Consider the following 19,336-nt stretch of genomic DNA (forward strand, 5'->3'; position numbering starts at 1 on the left):
GCCCCGTCCCCGACCGGCATGTTCCACGTCGGCGGCGCCCGCACGGCGCTGTTCAACTGGGCCCTCGCCGAACAGTCCGGCGGCCGCTTCGTCCTGCGCGTCGAGGACACCGACGCCACGCGCAACCGTCCGGAGTGGACCGAGGGCATCATCTCGGCGCTCGACTGGATCGGCATCAACGGCACCAACCCGGTGTTCGAGGGCCCCTACTTCCAGTCGGCCTACGAGCCGCAGCACCGCGAGGCCGTGGCCAAGCTACTGGCCGACGGCAAGGCGTACCACTGCGACTGCACCCGCGAGACCCTGGTGGCCCGCACCGGCTCCGAGCACAAGGGCTACGACGGGTTCTGCCGCGAGCGCGGCCTGACCGAGGGCGCGGTGCGCTTCCGCACCCCCGACGAGGGCGTCACCCTCGTCGAAGACCTGATCAGGGGCAACGTCGAGTTCCCCAACGAGGCCCAGGAAGACTTCGTGATCGCCCGCACCGACGGCTCGCCGCTCTACGTGCTGGCCAACGCCGTCGACGACATCACCCAGGGCATCACGCACGTCGTGCGCGGCGAGGAGCACCTGGGCAACGCCGCCAAGCAGGTGCTGCTGTGGCCGGCGCTCGGCTCCACCCCGCCGGTCTGGGCCCACCTGCCGGTGATCGTCAACGAGCAGCGCAAGAAGCTGTCCAAGCGCCGCGACAAGGTGGCCCTGGAGGACTACCGCGACGAGGGCTACCTGGCCGAGGCCATGGTCAACTACCTCATGCTGCTCGGCTGGGGCCCCGGCGAGGACCGCGAGATCATGCCGTGGGCGGAGATGGTCCCGCTGTTCAGGCTGGAGGACGTCAACTCCGCCAGCGCCTTCTTCGACGAGAAGAAGCTGCGGGCCTTCAACGGCGAGTACATCAGGGCCCTGCCGCTGGAGACCTTCGAGGAGCGCTGCTCGCCCTACCTCGACCCCGCCTGGGACCGCGAGCTGTTCAGCAAGGTCGCGGCGCTGGCCCAGACCCGCATCGGCGTGCTGTCGGAGATCCGGCAGAACGTCGACTTCCTCTTCCTCGACGAGCCCGTCTTCGACCAGCCGTCCTGGGACAAGGCGATGAAGAACTCCCCGGTGGAGATCCTCGACGGCTATCTCGACCGCCTCCAGACGGTCGCCTGGGACCCGGACTCGCTCAAGGAGGCCCTGGAGGAGGTCGGCGCGCCGCTCGGGCTCAAGCTGGGCAAGACCCAGGCCCCCGTGCGCGTGGCGATCACCGGCCGGACGGTGGGCCTGCCGCTGTTCGAGTCGATCGAGGTGCTCGGGCGCGAGCGCTCCATGGAGCGGATCCGAGCGGCGCTAGCGCGCCTGCGAGGCTGAGCGACGACCCGACGGCCATCGACAGCCACACCCCCGTGACGCCGAGCCACGAGCTCAGCAGATAGGCGAGGGGCAGCTGCACCGCGAAGCCCGCCAGCGTGGCGGCGAGCAGGCGGCTGCCCCTTCCGCTCGCCTGGAGCACCCCGCCGACGGCGATCAGCCCGCCGAACGGCACCAGGTAGAGCGCCATCCAGCGCAGGAAGCCCACGGCCACCGCCGGGTCGTCGGTGAACAGCCCGGCCGCGGGCACGGCCGCCAGGTTGAGCACCACCGCGACCACCGCCCCCGTCACCAGCCCGAGCCGCAGCGGTGACCCGACCGGCTCCGACCGCGCGGTGCGGATCATCGCCGCCTGGCGCAGCGCGTAGAAGACCATGACGCCGGCCAGCATGATCTTCTGGCCGATGCCGTACCCCGCGACCTCGGCCGTGCCGAACCCGGCCACGATCTCCACCAGCGCCATGCCCACCAGGGAGCGGGCCAGGAAGTCGCCCGACATGGGCAGGCCGGTCCGCAGCACCTCGCCGGCGAGCAGGCCGTCGCCGCCGGCGGCGCGGAGCCGTACGAGGGAGGTCGAGGCCACCCCGAGCGTGACCAGCCGCGCCGCCACGGTGGCCAGCGCGGCCCCCTGGACCCCCAGGTCGAGGCCGTAGATGAACAGCGGGTCCAGGACGATCACCAGGGCGTTGCAGATCAGCGCGTTCCGCATGGGGGTCTTCGTGTTGCCCAGCCCTTTGAGGACGCCGTCCACGACGGTCTGGGCGAAGAACACCGGCAACCCCGCCAGCGAGACCAGGAAGAAACCGGCCGTCGGCCCGGGATCGTCGGTGAACAGGGCCGCCAGCGGCTCGCGCAGCAACACGCCGGGGACGGCGACGGCGACCGAGAACGCGGCCCACAACACCCAGCCCGTCCTGATCACGGGCCCGATCGGCGCGTGCCCGTCACGCCGCCCGATCAGCACGGTCACCCCTGTCGGGACGGCCAGGAACAGCCCGTAGGCCAGGTATTCGACCGTGGTGCCCACGGTGACGGCCGCGATGGCGCCCTCCCCGAGCCCCGAGACCCACAGCAGGTCGATCACCCCCACCGCCACCACGGCGGTGAGCAGCTCCACGTAGATGGGGAGAGCCAGCCGGAACATCCATACCTCGATTCGTTGTATCTCGTTTAGAGGTATAGCGTTACGATGCGCGACATGGCAAGCGGCGGGGATCTGTCCCTCACCATCCTGGGATTCCTGAACGAACGTCCGATGCACGGCTACGAGCTCAAGGCCCGCCTGGCCGCGCTCACCGGCCACCTCCGCCCGGTCAGCGACGGCGCCCTCTACCCCGCCATATCGAGACTGGAGAGCAAGGGCCTGGTCGAGCGGCACGAGGAGGCGGGCGCGGCGGCGGCCCGCAGGCAGGTGCTCACGCTCACCGGCAAGGGCCGCGAGGAGCTGCTGCGGCGGCTGCGCGAGCCGAGCGAGCTCGACGTCAGCGACCAGACGCGCTTCTTCGCCCTGCTGACGTTCCTGTCGGCGCTGCCCGACCCCGCCGACCGGTCACGGGTGCTGCGCCGGCGGCTGGCCTTCCTGGAGGCCCCGGCGAGCTTCTTCTACGAGGGCGGCCGGCCGGTCCGGATCAAGGACGAGCCCGACCCGTACCGGCGGGGGATGCTGGAGATCGCCCGCGCGTCGAGCCGGGCGGAGAAGGAATGGCTCCGGCAGCGCATCGAGGAGCTGCCGGAGCCGTAGGGAAAGCCTCATCGGGGGAGGCGGGGGAGGCGGGGGAGCGGCGGTCAGTCGAGGCCGCGGCGGGCCAGCAGCGGCCCGATGCCCGCCTCGCGCCCGCGGAAGTTGCGGAAGGCGGTCAGCGGGTCGAGGCTGCCGCCCCTGGAGAGCAGCTCGCGGCGGAAGTGGTCGCCGTTCGCCCTGGTCAGGCCGCCGTTCTCCTTGAACCACTCCACGCTCTCGGCGTCGAGCACCTCGCTCCAGATGTAGGAGTAGTAGCCGGCGCTGTAGCCGCCCGAGAAGATGTGGGCGAAGTAGTTGGTCCGGTAACGCGGGCGCACCAGCCGCACGTCGATCCCGGCCGCCTCCAGGGCCCGCTGCTCGAACGCCTGCGCGTCGGCCACCTGCTCGCCGGGCGCCAGCCGGTGCCAGGCCCAGTCGAGCAGCGTGGCCGCCAGGTACTCCACCGTCGCGAAGCCCTGGTTGAACTTCTCGGCCGCGTTGAGCTTCTCCACCAGCTCGGCGGGCATCGGCTCGCCCGTCTCGTGGTGCTTGGCGTAGTTGGCCAGGACCTCCGGCCAGGTCACCCACATCTCGTTGACCTGCGAGGGGTACTCGACGAAGTCGCGCGGCACGCTGGTGCCCGACACGCGCGGGAAGCGCACCTGCGAGAACAGCCCGTGCAGCGCGTGGCCGAACTCGTGGAAGGCGGTGTTCACCTCGTCGTACGTCAGCAGCGTCGGCCCCGAGGCCGGCTTGGTGATGTTGAGGTTGTTCATGACCACCGGCAGCTCGCCGAACAGGTGCGACTGGTCGACCAGGTTGTTCATCCACGCCCCGCCGCGCTTGTTCGCCCTGGCGTAGGGGTCGAGCAGGAACAGGCCGAGCGCGCCGCCGTCCTCGTCGAACACCTCGAAGACGGTCACGTCGGGGTGGTAGCCGCGCAGGTCGGGCCGTTCGGTGAAGGTGATGCCGTAGAGCTTGGTGGCGGCGAAGAACACGCCGTCCCTGATGACCCGGTTCAGCTCGAAGTAGGGGCGCATGGCGTCGGCGTCGAAGTCGTAGCGGGCCAGCCGCACCTTCTCCGAGTAGTACGACCAGTCCCACGGCTCGATCTCGAACCCGGCCTGCTCGGTCAGCGCCTCGGCCTCCTTGCCGGCGTTGCGCACCGCCGGGCCGACGAGCTGGCCGAGCATCTCCTCGACCGCCTCGACGGTCTTGGCCGTCTGGTCGGCCACCGAGTAGGCGGCGTGGTCGGGGAAGCCGAGCAGCGCGGCCCGCTCGGCCCGCAGCGTGGCCATCCTGGCGGCCCGGTCGAAGTTGGCCGGGGCGCGGCCGACGCTCCGCTGGTACAGGCGGCGGCGCACGTCGCGGTCGGTGAGCTGGGCCAGGCCGGGCTGGTTGGTGAAGTTCAGCAGCGGCAGGACGTAGGTGCCGTCGTCCTTGCGCAGCGACTCGATCCTGGCCTCGTCGAAGCCGTCGAGCTCCTTGGCGTCGGTGAGGACCAGGGCCTCCTCGGTGGACGCCTTGAGCAGGGTCTGCGCGAACTCGGTCGACAGCTTCGACAGCTCGCCGTTGAGCTCGCGCAGCCGGTCCTGCTCCGGCTCCGACAGGTCGGCCCCGGCCCGGACGAAGTCCTCCCGGTACTTCTCCAGCAGCCACGCCTCCTCGGCGTCGGACGTGCCGACCTGCTTGATCCGCGCCCACAGCGCCCGGTTGAGGCGGATCGCGTCGTTGTGCGCGGTCAGCTTCGGGGAGATCTCCTTCTCGATCTCCATGATCCCGTCGCTGGAGTTGGACGCGGCCATGCTGAAGAAGACCGTGGCCGTGCGGTCGAGGATCCGCCCCGAACGCTCCAGGGCCGCGATCGTGTTGTCGAAGGTGGGCGGCTCGGTGTTGTTCGCGATCGCGTCGACCTCGGCCAGGTGCTCGGCCATGCCGCGCTCGAACGCGGGCAGGTAGTGCTCCTCGCGGACGTCCGCGAACGGCGGCAGCTGGTACGGCAGGCTACTAGGGGCGAAGAACGGGTTCTCGGCCAACGCTTTGGCTCCTCCACGTGGTGTTTTGTCCTCTTCAGCTTGGCACGTCGGAGCCTGTGCCGCAGGCGGCCGGACGCCGCTTCGGCAATCGTTTTGGTCTTACCCCCCGAGCTGGGCTATTCTTTCGGACGTCGCCAAGCGCGCTCCGAGAAGGAGTTCGCAGCGGTGGGGTATGGTGTAATTGGCAGCACGACTGATTCTGGTTCAGTTAGTCTAGGTTCGAGTCCTGGTACCCCAGCAAGTTTCCGAAACGGATGTCTCCCTAAGAGACATCCGTTTTTTCGTGTCGGCGGCCCAGTCAGATCGCCAGGTCGTCCAGAGCTGATCATGCGGTGCCTCAGCACGAGCGGATCACCCGGTTCCGCGTCGCCCAGGAGGCGATGACCGACGTCGCCGAGCATGCCGATGCCACCAGGACGGCCCTGACCCTGCCGTACGCGGACGAAGTCGTCATGCTGGACATCCGTGTGACGAGGGGCGCGTTTTCGTTCCTCAGGGGGCTGTTGAGGGCTTCGGGGTGGAAGGCGTGCGCCGGCCGGCACGCGCGGTGCGGGCCATGTGCGAGGGGAAGACCGCGTCGCCGCAACGGCGGAGACCTTCCGCCGCGGGCTGCTCGGCGGGTAGCCTCCCTCGCCTCATGGACGAATTCCGCATGCGCGAGGGCGGCCTCGCCCGTTTCGTCGCCCCGTTCGCCGCGCCGCTGGCGCTCTTCTTCGCCGTCTGCCTGCTGCTCGGGGCCGTCCTCACCGGCAGCTCGGCGCTGGGCGTCGTGATCGGCGCGCTCGCCACGACGGCACTGACCGGCGTGCTCGTCGTCAAGCACCGCCGTCTGGTCGCGGGCACGGTGGTGCGCTTCTCGCCGGAGGGCGTGGAGCTGGCCGACGCCCGCGGCTTCCGGGTGCGCCTGCGCTGGCCCGACATCACCGCGATCGGCGTGGTGGACACCCGGACGGCCGACCCCAGGCCCCTGGGCCGGCCCGGCGGCGTCCGCGTGCGCGTCCCTGCGCTGCGCTCGGTGGGGCTGGTCGGGTGGGGCGAGCGCACGCTCCCGCCGCGGACGCCGCGGTGGATGCGCGAGCGCCTGGCCCGGGCGCCCGCCGACCCCGTCACCGGACGGCCCGAGGTCGCGATCCCGCTCGGCGAGATCGACCCGCTGTGGGAACGGGGGCCGATGGGCGACTGGGTCCGCCGCCACAGGCCCGATCTCATGCGCCGATAAGCGGTTTGGTTGTGGTCTGCGGGGTGCGGTAGAGTTACCTGCGTCGCCGGGGAGACCCGGCACACCAGCTTGTGGACAAGGTCCCGTCGTCTAGTGGCCCAGGACGCCGCCCTCTCAAGGCGGTAGCGCCGGTTCGAATCCGGTCGGGACTACCACGATCACAAGCTGTGCGAAGGTCCCGTCGTCTAGTGGCCCAGGACGCCGCCCTCTCAAGGCGGTAGCGCCGGTTCGAATCCGGTCGGGACTACGTTCACCCAAACGCTCCGGCGCGTCAAGCACCGGGGCGTTTTTCGTTTTCCCAGGGACGCTCGAAAACCCAAGGGACGCTCGAAAACGGAACAGGGCCCCGCGCGGATCGCGCGGGGCCCTGTTCCGTCGTGGATCAGGCCGAGGAGCGGGCCTTGAACAGGGCGCGGCGGGCCGCCTTGGCGATCTGCTTGTCGGGGTGGACCTGGGAGATCAGGTCGAGCAGCTCCTCGACGTGCGCGTGCGGGATCTTCCAGATCACCTCGAGAAGACCGTTGACCATGTCGGGCCCGATGTCCCGCAGGCTGCTGACGAACTCCGAACGCCCCAGCCCGGCCGAGATCGTCCACATGTCGAGGATCAGCCAGTGGGTGTCGTCCTGGGTGGGCTCGGGCGCCCCCTCGACCCCGAGCTGGCTCAGGTGCGTCGCCGCGTACGGCCGCAGGGACGGCTGCTTGAGCGCCTCCTGCCAGGCCGGGACGGCGGCCTCGCCCAGCGTGCCCACCACGCTGGCCGCCTGCACCCGGATCAGGGCGTCGCTCTCGTCCTCGGCCGCCGCGTCGAGCAGCTCCTCGGCTGCCTTGGCCGGCTCCCTGAGCCGCATCCAGGCGGCGAACTCGGCGTCGGCCTCGTCCTCGGGCAGCTCGGCGCTCAGCGCCAGCAGCTCGTGGGCGCTCATCGACTCGATCGCGGGCCGGGCGTCGACCTCGATGTCGGCGTCGTCCACCAGGTGGACGACGCCCTCGGTGCCCAGCGGGGTGAGACGCACGGTCGTGCCCTCGACCTCGACCATGCCGTAGCCGGTCAGCCAGTCGATGGCGGGGGCCAGCGGGTCGCCGGCCGCCTCCCAGGCGTCGCCGCCCAGCTCGTCGAGGTCGGCGGCGGCCTCGGCCAGCTCGCGGGCCAGGTCGTCGCGCTCGCGCGAGCCGCCGGCCAGCAGCAGCCTGACCAGCAGACCCCGGGTCAGGCCGGCCAGCGCCATCGTCAGGTCGTCGTCGTCGAGCTCGGGGTCGCCGTAGTCGACCGAGTGCAGGCCGAGCATCCAGGCGTCGAGGACGTCCTCGTCGTCGTCGAACGGCCACTCGGAGGTGTCGTCCTGGACGGCCACGGTGTTGCCCTCGCCCGGTTCGAGGAACTCCAGGTCGACGGCGAGGTTCCAGATGTTCCAGAGCTGCGGGACCGCCTCGGCCACCGGGCCGTCGGTCTCGGGCCTGGGCAGGCCGACGGCGGCCAGCGCCTCCTCCACCTCGGCGTCGGTGAGCAGGGTGTCCTCGCCGACGCGGCGGCCGGAGCCGACCCACAGCGCCAGGTCGCGGGCCTTGGCGACCAGCGGGGACCGGCGGGCGGCCGCGGCCAGCTCGGAGTCGGGGCGCAGCCTGATCGTGTCGAGCTCGGCCAGCTCGTCGGCGAACGCCTCGAAGTCGCCCAGGTCGCCGGTCTCCTCCTCGTCGTCACCCGCGCCGTCGTCGTCGAGCAGGTCTTCCATGAGTTCGACGAACTCGTCCTCGACGTCGTCGAGCTCGGCCTGCAGGTCGGCGAGGGAGTCGGAGCCCTTGGCGAGCCTGCCGGTCTGGGAGAGGAACGTCAGGTACGCGTCGACGGCGGGCAGCATGCCGTCGGCGGCGGCGTCGGGATCCTCCACGACCTTCGGCATGCGGTCGAGCAGCAGGTTGCGCAGGTCAGCACGCTTCCACGTGCCGAGGTCCTGCGAGAAGGCGAGACGGTGCCAGAGTGCGGCAGGCCCCACGAGCTCGGGGTCGCTTCCGGGCGCGTTGGAACGCGCCCACAGGATGAACTCTTCGAGCAGGGGTCGCAGCTCAGTGGCGGCTACCTCGATGCGATCTGTCACGCACTCAGGCTAGTGCGCCCGCGAGGCAGTCGGCCCCCGAAATACGAGCTTTCGCCGATCATGACGTGCGGCGCATGGCCTCGGTGATGCGTTCGGCGGCCGCCATGACGGGCACGGCGTGCAACCGGCCGGGCGCCCGGGTGAGCCGCTCGATGGGCCCGGAGACCGAGACGGACGCGATCACCTTGCCTCCGCTGCCCCTTATGGGGGCGGACACGCTGGCCACCCCCTGCTCGCGCTCGCCGACGCTGTGGGCCCACCCGCGGCGGCGCACGGAGGCGAGGGTGGCGGCGGTGAACTTGGCGCCGCGCAGGCCCCTGTGCAGCCGGTCGGGCTCCTCCCAGGCCAGCAGGATCTGGGCCGCCGAGCCGGCCGTCATCGGCAGCGCCGAGCCCACCGGGACGGTGTCACGCAGGCCGCTGGCCCGCTCGGCCGCCGCCACGCAGACCCGCTCGTCACCCTGGCGCCGGTAGAGTTGCGCGCTCTCGCCGGTCAGGTCGCGCAGCTGCATCAGCACGGGCGAGGCCACCGCGAGCAGCCGGTCCTCGCCGGCCGCCGTGGACAACTCCGCGAGCCGCGGCCCGAGCACGAATCTGCCCTGGGTGTCGCGGCTCACGATGCGGTGGTGCTCAAGTGCGACGGCCAGCCGGTGGGCCGTGGGGCGGGCCAGGCCGGTGGCCTGGACGAGCTGAGCCAGGGAAGCGGGACCCGCTTCGAGGGCATTGAGTACAAGAACGGCCTTGTCGAGTACTCCGACTCCGCTAGAGTTGTCCATACACCGATACTGCCGTCTCGACATATGAGAAAGCAAGTCGGAGGCAATCTCAAGGAGGAGATCATGGGCCGCACACTGGCCGAGAAGGTCTGGGAGCAGCACGTCGTCCGCCGTGCGGAGGGCGAACCCGACCTGCTCTACATCGACCTGCACCTCATTCACGAGGTGACCAGTCCGCAGGCGTTCGACGGACTCCGTCTCGCCGGCCGGAAGGTGCGCAGGCCCGATCTCACCATCGCCACCGAGGACCACAACGTCCCGACCGTGCTCGGCCCGATCTCCGACCCCGTCTCCAAGGCCCAGGTCGAGACGCTGCGCAAGAACGCCGCCGAGTTCGGCATCAGGCTGCACCCGATGGGCGACGCCGGCCAGGGCGTGGTGCACATCATCGGCCCGCAGTTCGGCCTGACCCAGCCGGGCATGACGATCGTGTGCGGCGACTCCCACACCTCCACCCACGGCGCCTTCGGCGGCATCGCGTTCGGCATCGGCACCTCCGAGGTCGAGCACGTGCTGGCCACCCAGACGCTGCCCGCCTACCGGCCGAAGACGATGGCCATCGAGGTCTCGGGCGAGCTGCCCGCCGGCGTCACCGCCAAAGACCTGATCCTGGCGATCATCGCCAAGATCGGCACCGGCGGCGGCCAGGGCTACATCGTCGAGTACCGCGGCGAGGCCGTGCGCAAGCTCTCCATGGAGGGCCGCATGACCGTCTGCAACATGTCCATCGAGGCGGGCGCCCGCGCCGGCGTGATCGCCCCGGACGAGACCACGTTCGCCTACCTCAAGGGCCGCCCGCACGCCCCCGAGGGCGAGCTGTGGGACCAGGCCGTCGAGTACTGGAAGTCGCTGCGCACCGACGACGACGCCGTGTTCGACAAGGTCGTGGAGATCGACGCCTCGACGCTGACCCCGTACGTCACGTGGGGCACCAACCCCGGCCAGGGCCTGCCGCTGGGCGAGTCCGTGCCGAGCCCCGACAGCTTCGCCGACCCGGTCGAGCGCTCGGCCGCCGAGCGCGCCCTTGAGTACATGGGCCTGACCGCGGGCACGCCGCTGCGCGAGATCGAGGTCGACACCGTGTTCGTCGGCTCGTGCACCAACGGCCGCATCGAGGACCTGCGCTCGGCCGCCGAGATCCTGCGCGGCCGCCAGGTCCGCACCCGCACGCTGATCGTGCCCGGGTCGATGCTGGTCAAGCTCCAGGCCGAGCAGGAGGGCCTGCACGAGGTGTTCAAGGCCGCCGGCGCCGAGTGGCGCGAGGCCGGCTGCTCGATGTGCCTCGGCATGAACCCCGACACGCTCAAGCCCGGCGAGCGCAGCGCCTCCACCTCCAACCGCAACTTCGAGGGCCGCCAGGGCAAGGGCGGCCGCACCCACCTGGTGTCGCCGCAGGTCGCCGCCGCGACCGCGGTCACCGGCCGCCTGACCGCCCCCGCCGACCTGTAAGGAGAACCAGACCGATGGACGCCTTCACCACCCACACCGGTACGGCGGTGCCGCTGCGCCGCAGCAACGTCGACACCGACCAGATCATCCCGGCCGTCTGGCTCAAGCAGGTCAGCCGCACCGGCTTCGAGAAGGGCCTGTTCGCCGCCTGGCGCGAGGACCCGACGTTCGTCCTGAACGACCCCTCCTACGAGGGCGGCTCGATCCTGGTCTCCGGCCCCGACTTCGGCACCGGCTCCTCCCGCGAGCACGCCGTGTGGGCCCTGCAGCAGTACGGCTTCCGCGCCGTGATCGCCGCCCGCTTCGGCGACATCTTCCGCAACAACTCCACCAAGATGGGGCTGCTGCCGGTCGTCCTGCCCGCCGAGAAGGTCGAGGCCCTGCAGGCCGCCGTCGAGGCCGACCCGACGCTGCAGGTGACCGTCGACCTGCTGGAACGCCAGGTCCGCTGGGCCGGCGAGGTCGTGCCGTTCGAGATCGACGACTACACCCGCTGGCGCCTCACCGAGGGCCTGGACGACATCGGCCTGACCCTGCGTCACGCCGACGACGTGGCCGCGTACGAGAATGGTCGGCAGCCATGGCTGCCGACGACCGTCTAGAAGACGACGAACTGGCGCGGCGGTTGCGCGAGGCGCACCGCCGCGTCCGCATGCTCCCCGCCGCCGACAAGGAACGGGCGGCCCGCCGTTACCTGTCCATCTGCGATCTCGCCAAGCGCGATCCGGAAAGGGCGGCCGCCCGGCTCGACGCCTTTCTGGGCGCCCTCGACACGCCACGCGAGGGGGAAAACACGCAGGGTGATTGAGTTCCCCCGCGATCCCGCCTACTTTCGAGCGCGTAAGGGGTTTCTACGTCGAACTCGAGAGCTGGAACCCCGAGCCGTCACTGGGGGAGCAGGACTTTCATGAACAAGCGAGAGCTCGTCGACGCCATCACCGATCGGGTGGGCGACAAAAGGACGGCCACCGAGGCCGTCAACGCGGTCATCGAGGCCATCCAGAAGGCCGTGGCGAGCGGGGACAAGGTCTCCATCACGGGCTTCGGCGCGTTCGAGATGGTGAACAAGCCCGCCCGCACTGCCAGGAACCCGTCGACCGGCGCCGAGATCAAGGTCGCCGAGAGCTGGGCGCCCAAGTTCCGTCCCGGCTCCGAATTCAAGGACCTGGTGAACGAGGGCGGCAAGCAGATCGGCAAGAAGAAATAGTCTCAGCGGACATCACGCCCGGGCGGCCCACGCCCGGGCGTTCGCTGTTTTCCGGGACCGCGTCGTCATTCGGGCGCGGGAATCGGGAACGTCGACAGCGTGATGTAGGTGATCTGCCCGCCGTCGGTCGCCAGGTTGACCCGCTGCCCCGTGCGCAGCAGCAGCAGCGGCCCCGCGTCGAAGGCGCGCGTGCCGAACTCCAGCACCGTCCCGTCGTCGAGGAAGACCGAGCCGGAACGGGTGACCTCGTCGAAGCTGCGTACCGTCGCCTGCACGCCGTCCAGCCTAAGCCGACCGCCGTCCGGCGGGCGAGAGGCGGCCCGGAGGGTCACGCCCCCGGCCACAGGTCGGCGACCACCGCCGCCGTGTGCCGGCCCAGGCCCAGGGCGAGGGCCGCGCGCAGGTCGTCGGGGGTGTCCACGTCCCGCCGGAGCGAGTCGATCCCCGGCACGCACAGCTCCTTCGCGCCGCCGGCCAGGTGCTTGGCCCGCGACTCGCCGCCGAACCGCGGCGTGAACGGCCGCCCGGCCAGCACGCCGTAGAAGGTCGTGCCGACCTCCTGGGCGTCCGGCACGAACGACTGGTCGAACTCGGCCGCCGCGGCCAGCGCCGTCGCCAGCTCGGCCGGTCGCAGGGCCGGCAGATCGGCCTGGAGCGCGCCCACCGCCGCACCGGGCGCGACGCGTACGGCATGGGCCGCGCCCGTGCGCAACGCGGTGTTGAGCCCGCGGTCGGGGTCGTGCACCACCTCCGCGCCCAGCACCCCCAGCGGCCCCGCCGCGGCCGGATCGGCGGTCACCACGATCACCCGCGCCACCGCCGGGCAGGCCAGCGCCGCGGCCACGGTGTCGCAGGCCACGGCCACGGCCAGCCGCGTACGGTGTGGACCCGTCGCGGCCGCCAGCCGCGTCTTCGCCGCGACCAGCGTCTTCACCGGAATGACCAGAGACCAGCGGTTGCTCATAGGCTTAAGCATCTCGCCTCGACATCCCACGCGGCCAACCGGGAGACTTGGGGCGCACACCGTACGGGTTGGAGGAGACCATGAGCCGCCCCACGCGACCTTCGCGTTTCTGGGAGTCATTCGCCGTAGCGGTGGTCAAGCCGCTGTCGTGGCTCCTGGTCAAGAAGGACTGGCGCAACGGCGAGCGACTCCCGCGCACCGGCGGCATCATCATCGCGGCCAACCACCTGTCCTGGAGCGATCCCGTCCTGCTGTCGCACTTCCTGTTCAACAACGGCCGCTGGCCGGTCATCCTGGCCAAGGCCGTGCTGTTCAAGGTGCCCTTCCTGGGCCGGGCGCTCAACGGCCTGCTGGCCATCCCGGTCGAGCGGGGCAGCAGCGAGGCGGCCAGGTCGCTCAGCTCGTCGGCCCAGCGGCTGCGCGACGGCGCGGCCATCCTGTTCTACCCCGAGGGCACCTGCACCCGCGATCCCGAGCTGTGGCCCATGGTGGGCAAGACCGGCGCCGCCCGGCTGGCGCTGGAGAGCGGCGCCCAGGTCATCCCCATCGCCCACTGGGGCGCCCACGAGCTGCTCCCGTACGGCGCCAAGAGGCCCAGGCTGTTCCCGCGCAAGACCTTCCACGTCACCGTCGGCCCGCCGGTCGACCTGTCCAAGTACGAGGGGCAGCCCCTGCGCGCCAGTGTGCTGCGCGAGGCGACCGCCGACATCATGGCGGCCATCACCGAGCAGCTGACCGAGCTGCGCGGCGAGAAGGCCCCCGAAACTCCCTACGATCCCGCCAGGCGGTGATGGCATGACAAAGGCAGCCGTTCTCGGCACGGGCTCGTGGGGCACCACGTTCGCCATGGTCCTCGCCGAGGCGGGCAACGAGGTCACGCTGTGGGGGCGCAGGCCGGAGCTGGTCGAGGCGATCGACAAGGACCACGCCAACCCCGACTACCTGCCCGGCGTGACGCTGCCCGAGGCGCTGCGGGCCACCACCGACCCCGTGCGCGCGCTCGACGGCGCCGACTTCGTGGTGCTGGCCGTGCCCTCGCAGATGTTGCGGCCCAACCTGACCGCCTGGCGCGAGCACATCCCGCCGAACGCGGTCCTGGTCAGCCTCATGAAGGGCGTAGAGCTGGGCACGACCAAGCGCATGAGCGAGGTGATCCGCGAGGTCGCCGAGGTGCCCGAGGAGCGGGTCGCGGTGGTGTCCGGGCCCAACCTGGCCAAGGAGATCGCCCACCGCCAGCCCGCCGCCACGGTCGTCGCCTGCACCGACGAGTCGGTCGCCGAACGCCTCCAGGCCGCCTGCCACCTGCCGCCGTGGTTCCGGCCATACACCAACACCGACGTGGTCGGGGTCGAGCTGGGCGGCGCGGTGAAGAACGTGATCGCGCTGGCCGTGGGCGTCTCGGCGGGCATGGGCATGGGCGACAACGTCAGCGCCATGCTCATCACCAGGGGCCTGGCCGAGATCTCCCGCCTGGGCGCCGCGCTCGGCGCCGACCCCCACACCTTCGCCGGGCTGGCCGGCATGGGCGACCTGGTGGCCACCTGCACCTCGCCGCTGTCGCGCAACCGCACCTTCGGCGAGAACCTGGGCCGCGGCATGACCCTCGCCGAGGTCGTCGCCGCCACCAAGCAGACCGCCGAGGGCGTGAAGTCCTGCGAGTCCGTCCTTGAGCTGGCCAGGAAGCACGACGTCGAGATGCCGATCACCGAGGTGGTCGTCGGGGTCGTGCACGACGGCATGTCGCCGTCGGAGGCGGGCATGCTGCTCATGTCCCGCTCGCCCAAACCCGAACGGTACGGCCTGTGAATCCGGACGCCACCGCGCGCTCGACTCGCTGTCAGGGGGACACCCCGGTAGATTCGGACGTCATGAGCAAGCCACGCGTCGCCGTCGTTTTCGGAGGTCGCAATTCTGAGCATGCCGTGTCCCTCATGGGCGCGGGCAGCGTGCTGGATGTGATCGACAGGAGTAAGTACGAGGTGATCCCGGTCGGGATCGCCCAGGACGGCAGGTGGGTGCTCGCCGCGTCCGACCAGCGGTTCGCCATCGAGGCCGGGGAGCTGCCCGCGGTCGACACCTCCGGAGCCGCGCTCGCGCTGCCCAGCGGCGGCGCCGGGCTGGTGGCCTACGACCCCGGGAGCATCCCGGTCGAGCTCGGCACGGTCGACGTCGTCTTCCCCGTCATGCACGGCCCGTTCGCCGAGGACGGCACCATCCAGGGCCTGTTGGAGATGGCCGGCGTCCGCTACGTCGGCTCCGGCGTGCTGGCCAGCGCCGTCGGCATGGACAAGGCGCACATGAAGACCGTGATGGCCGCCGCCGGGCTGCCGATCGGCCGTTACGTCGTCGTCCGCGACCGCGACTGGCGGCTCAACCGCGAGTGCGTGCTGAAGGAGGCCGAGGAGCTCGGCTTCCCGGTGTTCGTCAAGCCCGCCAGGGCCGGCTCCTCGCAGGGCATCTCCAAGGCCCACGACCGCGCCGAGCTGGAGGCGGCCGTCGAGTCGGCCCGGGTGCACGACCCCAAGGTGCTGATCGAGGCCGCGATCGAGGGCCGCGAGATCGAGTGCGCGGTGCTGGAGTCGCTCGGCGACGAGCCCGCCGCCGCGTCGATCCCGGGCGAGGTCAAGGTCGAGGGCGGCCAGGAGTTCTTCGACTTCGAGGCCAAGTACTACCCCGACCAGATGTCGCTCACCGTGCCCGCCGACATCCCGGCCGAGACCGCGGAGGAGCTGCGCGCGATGGCCGTACGGGCCTTCGAGGCGCTCGACTGCGAGGGGCTGTCCAGGGTCGACTTCTTCTACACGCCCGACGGCCGGCTGATCTTCAACGAGATCAACACGATGCCCGGGTTCACCTCGTTGTCGGTCGCGCCGCAGCTCTGGGCGGCCTCGGGGCTGTCGTACCCGCAGCTGGTCGACCGGCTGATCCAGCTCGCGCTGTCGCGCTCACCCGGCCTGCGTTGAGACGGCCCGCCCGATCGGCCCCGACAGCTCGGCCAGCACGTCGGGCGCCGCGTGGTCGCCGCCGACCGTGACCTCCACGTACGTGGGCGCGGCCACCGCGGTGAACAGGGTGGGCTTGTCCGGATCGGCGAACCAGCCCACCCCGTCGATCTCCCGGAGCTGGTCGGTCGGCGCCATCCGGGCAGGCCGCGGCACACCGCAGCGCACCGCGATGGACGCCTCCCCCCAGACCGCCACGTACGGCGAGGCCGGCTCCGACGTGCCGCGCTCGGCGCCGTCGAGCGTCTTGGGCAGCAGGGACGCGAGCCTGTCACAGGCCGCCGCAGCCTCCCCCGAAGGCTTGGGCGGATCGACCTGCACCACGCCACCGCAGCCGGCGAGTGCCAGAAGAAGGAACAGAACGGCGGCGGCGCGCATGGAACCCAGACCTCGAATGTGTCAGATATGAACGATCGGACACGTAAGAGTACGCGTGATCCCTTCCACCGCCTGAATCTGCGCCACGACCAGCTTGCCGAGCTCGTCGACGTTGCGCGCCTCAGCGCGGACGATCACGTCGTAGGGCCCCGTCACGTCTTCCGCCTGGGTGACCCCCGGAATTCCGGAGATCTCCTCGGCAACGGCGGCGGCCTTGCCGACCTCGGTCTGAATAAGGATGTAGGCCTGCACCATCACGTCCTCCCGGGCGATTGGATCACGCCGAAGGGCCACCGTACCCTGTGAGCGTCAGGAGGTGCGTCATCACAGTCGGAGATCTCGGCGAGTTCGGTGTCGTCAATCGTATTGCCGGACGCCTGCCCCAGGGAGAGGGGGTCATGCTCGGCCCGGGTGACGACGCCGCCATGGTCGCCGCGCCCGACGGGCGGGTGGTCGTCTCGACCGATCTGCTGGTCGAGCGCAGGCACTTCCGGCTCGACTGGTCCGGCGGGCGCGACGTGGGCCGCAAGGCCGCCGCCCAGAACCTGGCCGACATCGCCGCCATGGGGGCCGTCCCGACGTCCATCGTGGTCGGGCTCGGCATCCCCGCCGAGCTGCCGGTGGCCTGGCTGGACGCCCTGACCGACGGATTCCGCGAGGAGTGCGCGGTGGTCGGCGCGAGCGTGGTCGGCGGCGACATCACCCGGTCGGACCTGGTGGTCATCGGGGTGACCGCGCTGGGCGACCTGCGCGGGCGGGCGCCGGTGACGCGGTCCGGGGCGCGGCCGGGGCACGTGGTGGCCGTGGCCGGGCGGCTGGGGTACGCCGCCGCGGGGCTGGCGCTGCTGTCCGCCGGGGTCGCCGCGGGTTCCGGCGTGCTGGCGGAGGCGGTGACCGCTCACCGGCGGCCCTGCCCGCCGTACGAGGAGGGGCCGCGGGCGGCCGCGCTGGGCGCGAGCGCCATGCTCGACGTCAGCGACGGCCTGGTGCAGGACCTCGGGCACGTGGCCGCGGCCAGCGGCGTACGCGTCGAGCTCGATCCCGGGGCGTTCGCCGTGGGGGAGCCGGTGGCGGCGGCGGCCGAGGAACTGGGGCAGGATCCGCTCGAATGGGTGCTCACGGGTGGTGAGGATCACGCGCTCGCCGCGGTTTTCCCTCCTGACGTACGGCTGCCGCCGTCGTGGCAGGTCGTGGGCCGGGTGGTCGAGGGGGAGGGCGTCCTGGTGCACGGCCGCCAGGTAGGACAGGGCGGCTGGGATCACTTTCGGTGATGACTTGTCCCGATTTACGTGAAATTTTCCGGATTTAGGGTAGGACTAGCGGGATTGTTGTGACAAGGACGTAGTAAAGGTGTTATGAAGATTGGCGGCCACTGTAACCGCGAGAAAGGGCAGCCATGGGCCGCCACGGCACCGGTGGATCCGACGATGGGGATGAACGGGGGAACGGCAGCGCTTTCTGGGGTCCCGACGACCCGGCCGAGGCGCCGGGCTGGCCGGCGTTGCCGGACCAGGTCGAGGTGACGGGGCAGTGGGCCCCGATGCCGCGCCGCGAGGACGGCCCGCCGCAGCGCAGCGGCAGGCAGCCCGAGCCGTTCGAGACCACGGGTGCCTTCGCCGTGCCCGCCGACGCCGCCCCAGGGTTCCCGCCGTCCGACGCCCCCTCCGGCCCCTTTCCGCCGCCGAACGGCCCCCAGTTCTCCGGGTCGCCCTACCCCGAGCCGAACGGCGCCGGGCCGTTCGAGGTGACGGGCGCGTTCGCCCGCCCGGCCGACTGGGACGCCGTCGGCCCCTCTTCCCAGCCCGACGCCACGTCCGCCTTCGGGCCGCCGCCGAGCTTCGACGCCTCCGGCCGCACCCCGGGCCCCTTCGACGCCCCCCGGCGGAACACCGGCCCGTTCGACGCGCAGGGCCCTGACAGCGGCCCGTTCGACAGGCAGGGCAGGAACACCGGCCCCTTCGACGCCCAGGAGCCGGGCGGCACGGCCAGGTTCGACATGCCTGGACCCGGTGGCACCGCCAGGTTCGACGTGCCGGAGCCCGGAAGCACGGCCAGGTTCGACGTGCCCGCCGGGTCCGACACCGCTTTCCACGCCAGGCCGCCGGAGCCCGGTGACGTGAAGGTGGCCGGGGAGCCGACCGCCGCGCACACGCCCGCCTGGGCGGAGGCCGAGACCGGCTTCCTGCGTTCGGGCTGGTCCTCCGACCAGGACCTCGACGACCTGGACGAGTCCGGCGAGTCCCGTGGCCGTCGCCGCGGCGGCCGGCGCAAGTCGTCCAGGGGCGGCGGCGGTGGCGACGACGACGGCCTGAACCCGCCTGCCGGCGGCGGCAGCGGCAAGGGCAGGGGCCGCATGGCGCTGCTGTCGGTCGCCGCCGTGGCCGTCGTGCTCGGCGGCACGGTCGCCGGGGTGAAGCTCATGAGCTCCTCGGACGACCCCGGCAAGTGCGCGGACGCGAGCTGCGCCGCCGTCCACACCAGCGCCAGCCCCTCGACCGCCGCGGTCTCCGACCCCGGCACGGAGGAGGAAGAGCCCTCCGAGGAGCCGTCGGAGGACGAGGAGACGAGCACGCCCTCCGACGCCCCGACGACCACCGCCCCCACGGTCGGCAACCGCGCCCCGCGCCGCAGCACGGCCCCCACCCCCACGCCCACCAGGACGCGGACGAAGGCCTCGGCCAAGCCGACGCGGCAGCCGGAGCCGCCGGCCGAGGAGACGATCTCCGAGGCCCCGACCGACGACGGCACGCCCCTGGGCAACTCCGACACCGGCGTCGTCCCCACGGTGGGCAGCAGCCCCGCGCCCGCGACCACCTCCACGTCCGGGTACGGCGGCAGCGGCGGCTCGGTCAACGTGCGGCAGACGGTCAAGCAGCGGCTCACCTCGTACTCGGCCACGCTGCGCGTCACCAACCAGTCGCCGGCCCCGCTGGCGAACGCCACCTTCTCCCTCCCGGTCGAGGGCCGCGTGATGGACGTGAACGGCGGCTCCTGGACCCAGGACGGCGACCTGCTGATCATCGACCTGTCGGGCTCGCTGGCCGCCGGGGACTCGGTGAGCGTCACGTACTCGGCGACGGGGAAGGCGCAGGAGCCGGGCGCGTGCGGGCTGGTCGGCGGGGAGTGCGCGATCGGCTGAGT

At 71.6% G+C, this 19,336-nt stretch carries 20 protein-coding genes and 3 tRNA genes; 15 read left to right on the plus strand and 8 right to left on the minus strand.

Going from position 1 to position 19,336, the window contains the following annotated elements; genetic code table 11:
* Nucleotides 1–18 precede the first annotated feature (18 nt).
* A complete protein-coding gene (gene gltX, locus ACIBK9_RS42555) occupies nt 19–1,350 on the plus strand; it encodes a glutamate--tRNA ligase (protein WP_387671299.1) in 1,332 nt (443 codons plus the stop codon).
* Here the strand turns inward: gltX and ACIBK9_RS42560 are convergent.
* The gene (locus ACIBK9_RS42560; protein ID WP_397164610.1) at nt 1,244–2,494 is read right to left on the minus strand and encodes an MATE family efflux transporter; all 1,251 of its coding nucleotides are present in this window, start codon (nt 2,492–2,494) and stop codon (nt 1,244–1,246) included. The genes gltX and ACIBK9_RS42560 overlap by 107 nt on opposite strands.
* Before the next feature lie 54 nt (nt 2,495–2,548).
* Here ACIBK9_RS42560 and ACIBK9_RS42565 point away from each other — a divergent pair, with 54 nt between their 5' ends.
* Nucleotides 2,549–3,091, plus strand: coding sequence for a PadR family transcriptional regulator (locus ACIBK9_RS42565; RefSeq protein WP_352352171.1), 543 nt, complete (start codon nt 2,549–2,551; stop codon nt 3,089–3,091).
* Nucleotides 3,092–3,135: 44 nt separating this feature from the next.
* Here the strand turns inward: ACIBK9_RS42565 and ACIBK9_RS42570 are convergent, their stop codons facing one another.
* A complete protein-coding gene (locus tag ACIBK9_RS42570; protein ID WP_397164612.1) occupies nt 3,136–5,106 on the minus strand; it encodes a M3 family metallopeptidase in 1,971 nt (656 codons plus the stop codon).
* Nucleotides 5,107–5,272: 166 nt separating this feature from the next.
* Between ACIBK9_RS42570 and ACIBK9_RS42575 the strand changes: the two genes are divergently transcribed.
* The 4 genes from ACIBK9_RS42575 to ACIBK9_RS42590 all read left to right on the plus strand — a co-directional run bounded on the left by ACIBK9_RS42575 (nt 5,273) and on the right by ACIBK9_RS42590 (nt 6,572).
* Nucleotides 5,273–5,344: transfer RNA gene (locus ACIBK9_RS42575), tRNA-Gln, on the plus strand.
* Between the two features lie 399 nt (nt 5,345–5,743).
* Nucleotides 5,744–6,325, plus strand: coding sequence for a hypothetical protein (locus ACIBK9_RS42580; protein WP_397164614.1), 582 nt, complete (start codon nt 5,744–5,746; stop codon nt 6,323–6,325).
* Between the two features lie 79 nt (nt 6,326–6,404).
* Nucleotides 6,405–6,480 (plus strand) — tRNA-Glu (locus tag ACIBK9_RS42585).
* Nucleotides 6,481–6,499: 19 nt separating this feature from the next.
* Nucleotides 6,500–6,572, plus strand: a tRNA-Glu gene (locus ACIBK9_RS42590).
* Nucleotides 6,573–6,707: 135 nt separating this feature from the next.
* Here the strand turns inward: ACIBK9_RS42590 and ACIBK9_RS42595 are convergent.
* Both ACIBK9_RS42595 and ACIBK9_RS42600 read right to left on the minus strand, forming a co-directional pair.
* Nucleotides 6,708–8,420, minus strand: coding sequence for a hypothetical protein (locus tag ACIBK9_RS42595; RefSeq protein WP_397164616.1), 1,713 nt, complete (start codon nt 8,418–8,420; stop codon nt 6,708–6,710).
* A gap of 58 nt (nt 8,421–8,478) precedes the next feature.
* A complete protein-coding gene (locus ACIBK9_RS42600; protein ID WP_352319070.1) occupies nt 8,479–9,195 on the minus strand; it encodes an IclR family transcriptional regulator in 717 nt (238 codons plus the stop codon).
* Between the two features lie 63 nt (nt 9,196–9,258).
* Here ACIBK9_RS42600 and leuC point away from each other — a divergent pair, with 63 nt between their 5' ends.
* From leuC to ACIBK9_RS42620, 4 genes are all read left to right on the plus strand, one after another.
* Nucleotides 9,259–10,644 carry a 3-isopropylmalate dehydratase large subunit gene (leuC, locus tag ACIBK9_RS42605; RefSeq protein WP_352319072.1) on the plus strand — a complete coding sequence of 462 codons (1,386 nt, stop codon included), beginning with the start codon at nt 9,259–9,261 and terminating at the stop codon, nt 10,642–10,644.
* 14 nt (nt 10,645–10,658) lie between these two features.
* Complete coding sequence (gene leuD / locus ACIBK9_RS42610) at nt 10,659–11,246, plus strand: 3-isopropylmalate dehydratase small subunit (RefSeq protein ID WP_358288536.1); 588 nt, start codon at nt 10,659–10,661, stop codon at nt 11,244–11,246.
* Entirely contained in the window at nt 11,225–11,452 is a 228-nt protein-coding gene (locus ACIBK9_RS42615; protein WP_352352162.1) for a hypothetical protein, read from the plus strand. The genes leuD and ACIBK9_RS42615 overlap by 22 nt, the downstream gene beginning before the upstream one ends.
* A gap of 99 nt (nt 11,453–11,551) precedes the next feature.
* On the plus strand, nt 11,552–11,851 hold the full coding sequence (locus ACIBK9_RS42620; protein ID WP_352352161.1) for an HU family DNA-binding protein: 300 nt from the start codon (nt 11,552–11,554) through the stop codon (nt 11,849–11,851).
* Nucleotides 11,852–11,916: 65 nt separating this feature from the next.
* Here ACIBK9_RS42620 and ACIBK9_RS42625 read toward each other — a convergent pair whose 3' ends face one another.
* Both ACIBK9_RS42625 and cofC read right to left on the minus strand, forming a co-directional pair.
* Nucleotides 11,917–12,126 carry a hypothetical protein gene (locus ACIBK9_RS42625; protein ID WP_352324833.1) on the minus strand — a complete coding sequence of 70 codons (210 nt, stop codon included), beginning with the start codon at nt 12,124–12,126 and terminating at the stop codon, nt 11,917–11,919.
* A 53-nt stretch (nt 12,127–12,179) separates the two neighbouring features.
* A complete protein-coding gene (gene cofC, locus ACIBK9_RS42630) occupies nt 12,180–12,815 on the minus strand; it encodes a 2-phospho-L-lactate guanylyltransferase (RefSeq protein WP_397164618.1) in 636 nt (211 codons plus the stop codon).
* 80 nt (nt 12,816–12,895) lie between these two features.
* Between cofC and ACIBK9_RS42635 the strand changes: the two genes are divergently transcribed.
* The 3 genes from ACIBK9_RS42635 to ACIBK9_RS42645 all read left to right on the plus strand — a co-directional run bounded on the left by ACIBK9_RS42635 (nt 12,896) and on the right by ACIBK9_RS42645 (nt 15,778).
* The gene (locus ACIBK9_RS42635) at nt 12,896–13,606 is read left to right on the plus strand and encodes a lysophospholipid acyltransferase family protein (protein WP_358288530.1); all 711 of its coding nucleotides are present in this window, start codon (nt 12,896–12,898) and stop codon (nt 13,604–13,606) included.
* Nucleotides 13,607–13,610: 4 nt separating this feature from the next.
* Nucleotides 13,611–14,621, plus strand: coding sequence for an NAD(P)H-dependent glycerol-3-phosphate dehydrogenase (locus tag ACIBK9_RS42640; protein WP_352352158.1), 1,011 nt, complete (start codon nt 13,611–13,613; stop codon nt 14,619–14,621).
* A gap of 62 nt (nt 14,622–14,683) precedes the next feature.
* Nucleotides 14,684–15,778 carry a D-alanine--D-alanine ligase family protein gene (locus tag ACIBK9_RS42645; RefSeq protein WP_358288524.1) on the plus strand — a complete coding sequence of 365 codons (1,095 nt, stop codon included), beginning with the start codon at nt 14,684–14,686 and terminating at the stop codon, nt 15,776–15,778.
* Here ACIBK9_RS42645 and ACIBK9_RS42650 read toward each other — a convergent pair.
* Together ACIBK9_RS42650 and ACIBK9_RS42655 are read right to left on the minus strand one after the other, a co-directional pair.
* Entirely contained in the window at nt 15,761–16,195 is a 435-nt protein-coding gene (locus tag ACIBK9_RS42650; protein WP_397164620.1) for a DUF3515 domain-containing protein, read from the minus strand. The two genes, ACIBK9_RS42645 and ACIBK9_RS42650, sit on opposite strands and share 18 nt — an antisense overlap.
* 21 nt (nt 16,196–16,216) lie before the next feature.
* Nucleotides 16,217–16,450 (minus strand): Lrp/AsnC family transcriptional regulator, encoded by a 234-nt coding sequence (locus ACIBK9_RS42655; RefSeq protein ID WP_125637145.1) that lies wholly within the window; start codon nt 16,448–16,450, stop codon nt 16,217–16,219.
* Nucleotides 16,451–16,497: 47 nt separating this feature from the next.
* Here ACIBK9_RS42655 and ACIBK9_RS42660 point away from each other — a divergent pair, with 47 nt between their 5' ends.
* Nucleotides 16,498–17,466: a thiamine-phosphate kinase gene (locus ACIBK9_RS42660; protein WP_397164622.1), complete on the plus strand. Its 969-nt coding sequence runs from the start codon at nt 16,498–16,500 to the stop codon at nt 17,464–17,466.
* A 125-nt stretch (nt 17,467–17,591) separates the two neighbouring features.
* Nucleotides 17,592–19,334, plus strand: coding sequence for a hypothetical protein (locus ACIBK9_RS42665; RefSeq protein ID WP_397164624.1), 1,743 nt, complete (start codon nt 17,592–17,594; stop codon nt 19,332–19,334).
* Nucleotides 19,335–19,336 lie beyond the last annotated feature (2 nt).

Source organism: Nonomuraea sp. NPDC050227 (genome assembly GCF_044459705.1).
Lineage (GTDB): Bacteria > Actinomycetota > Actinomycetes > Streptosporangiales > Streptosporangiaceae > Nonomuraea.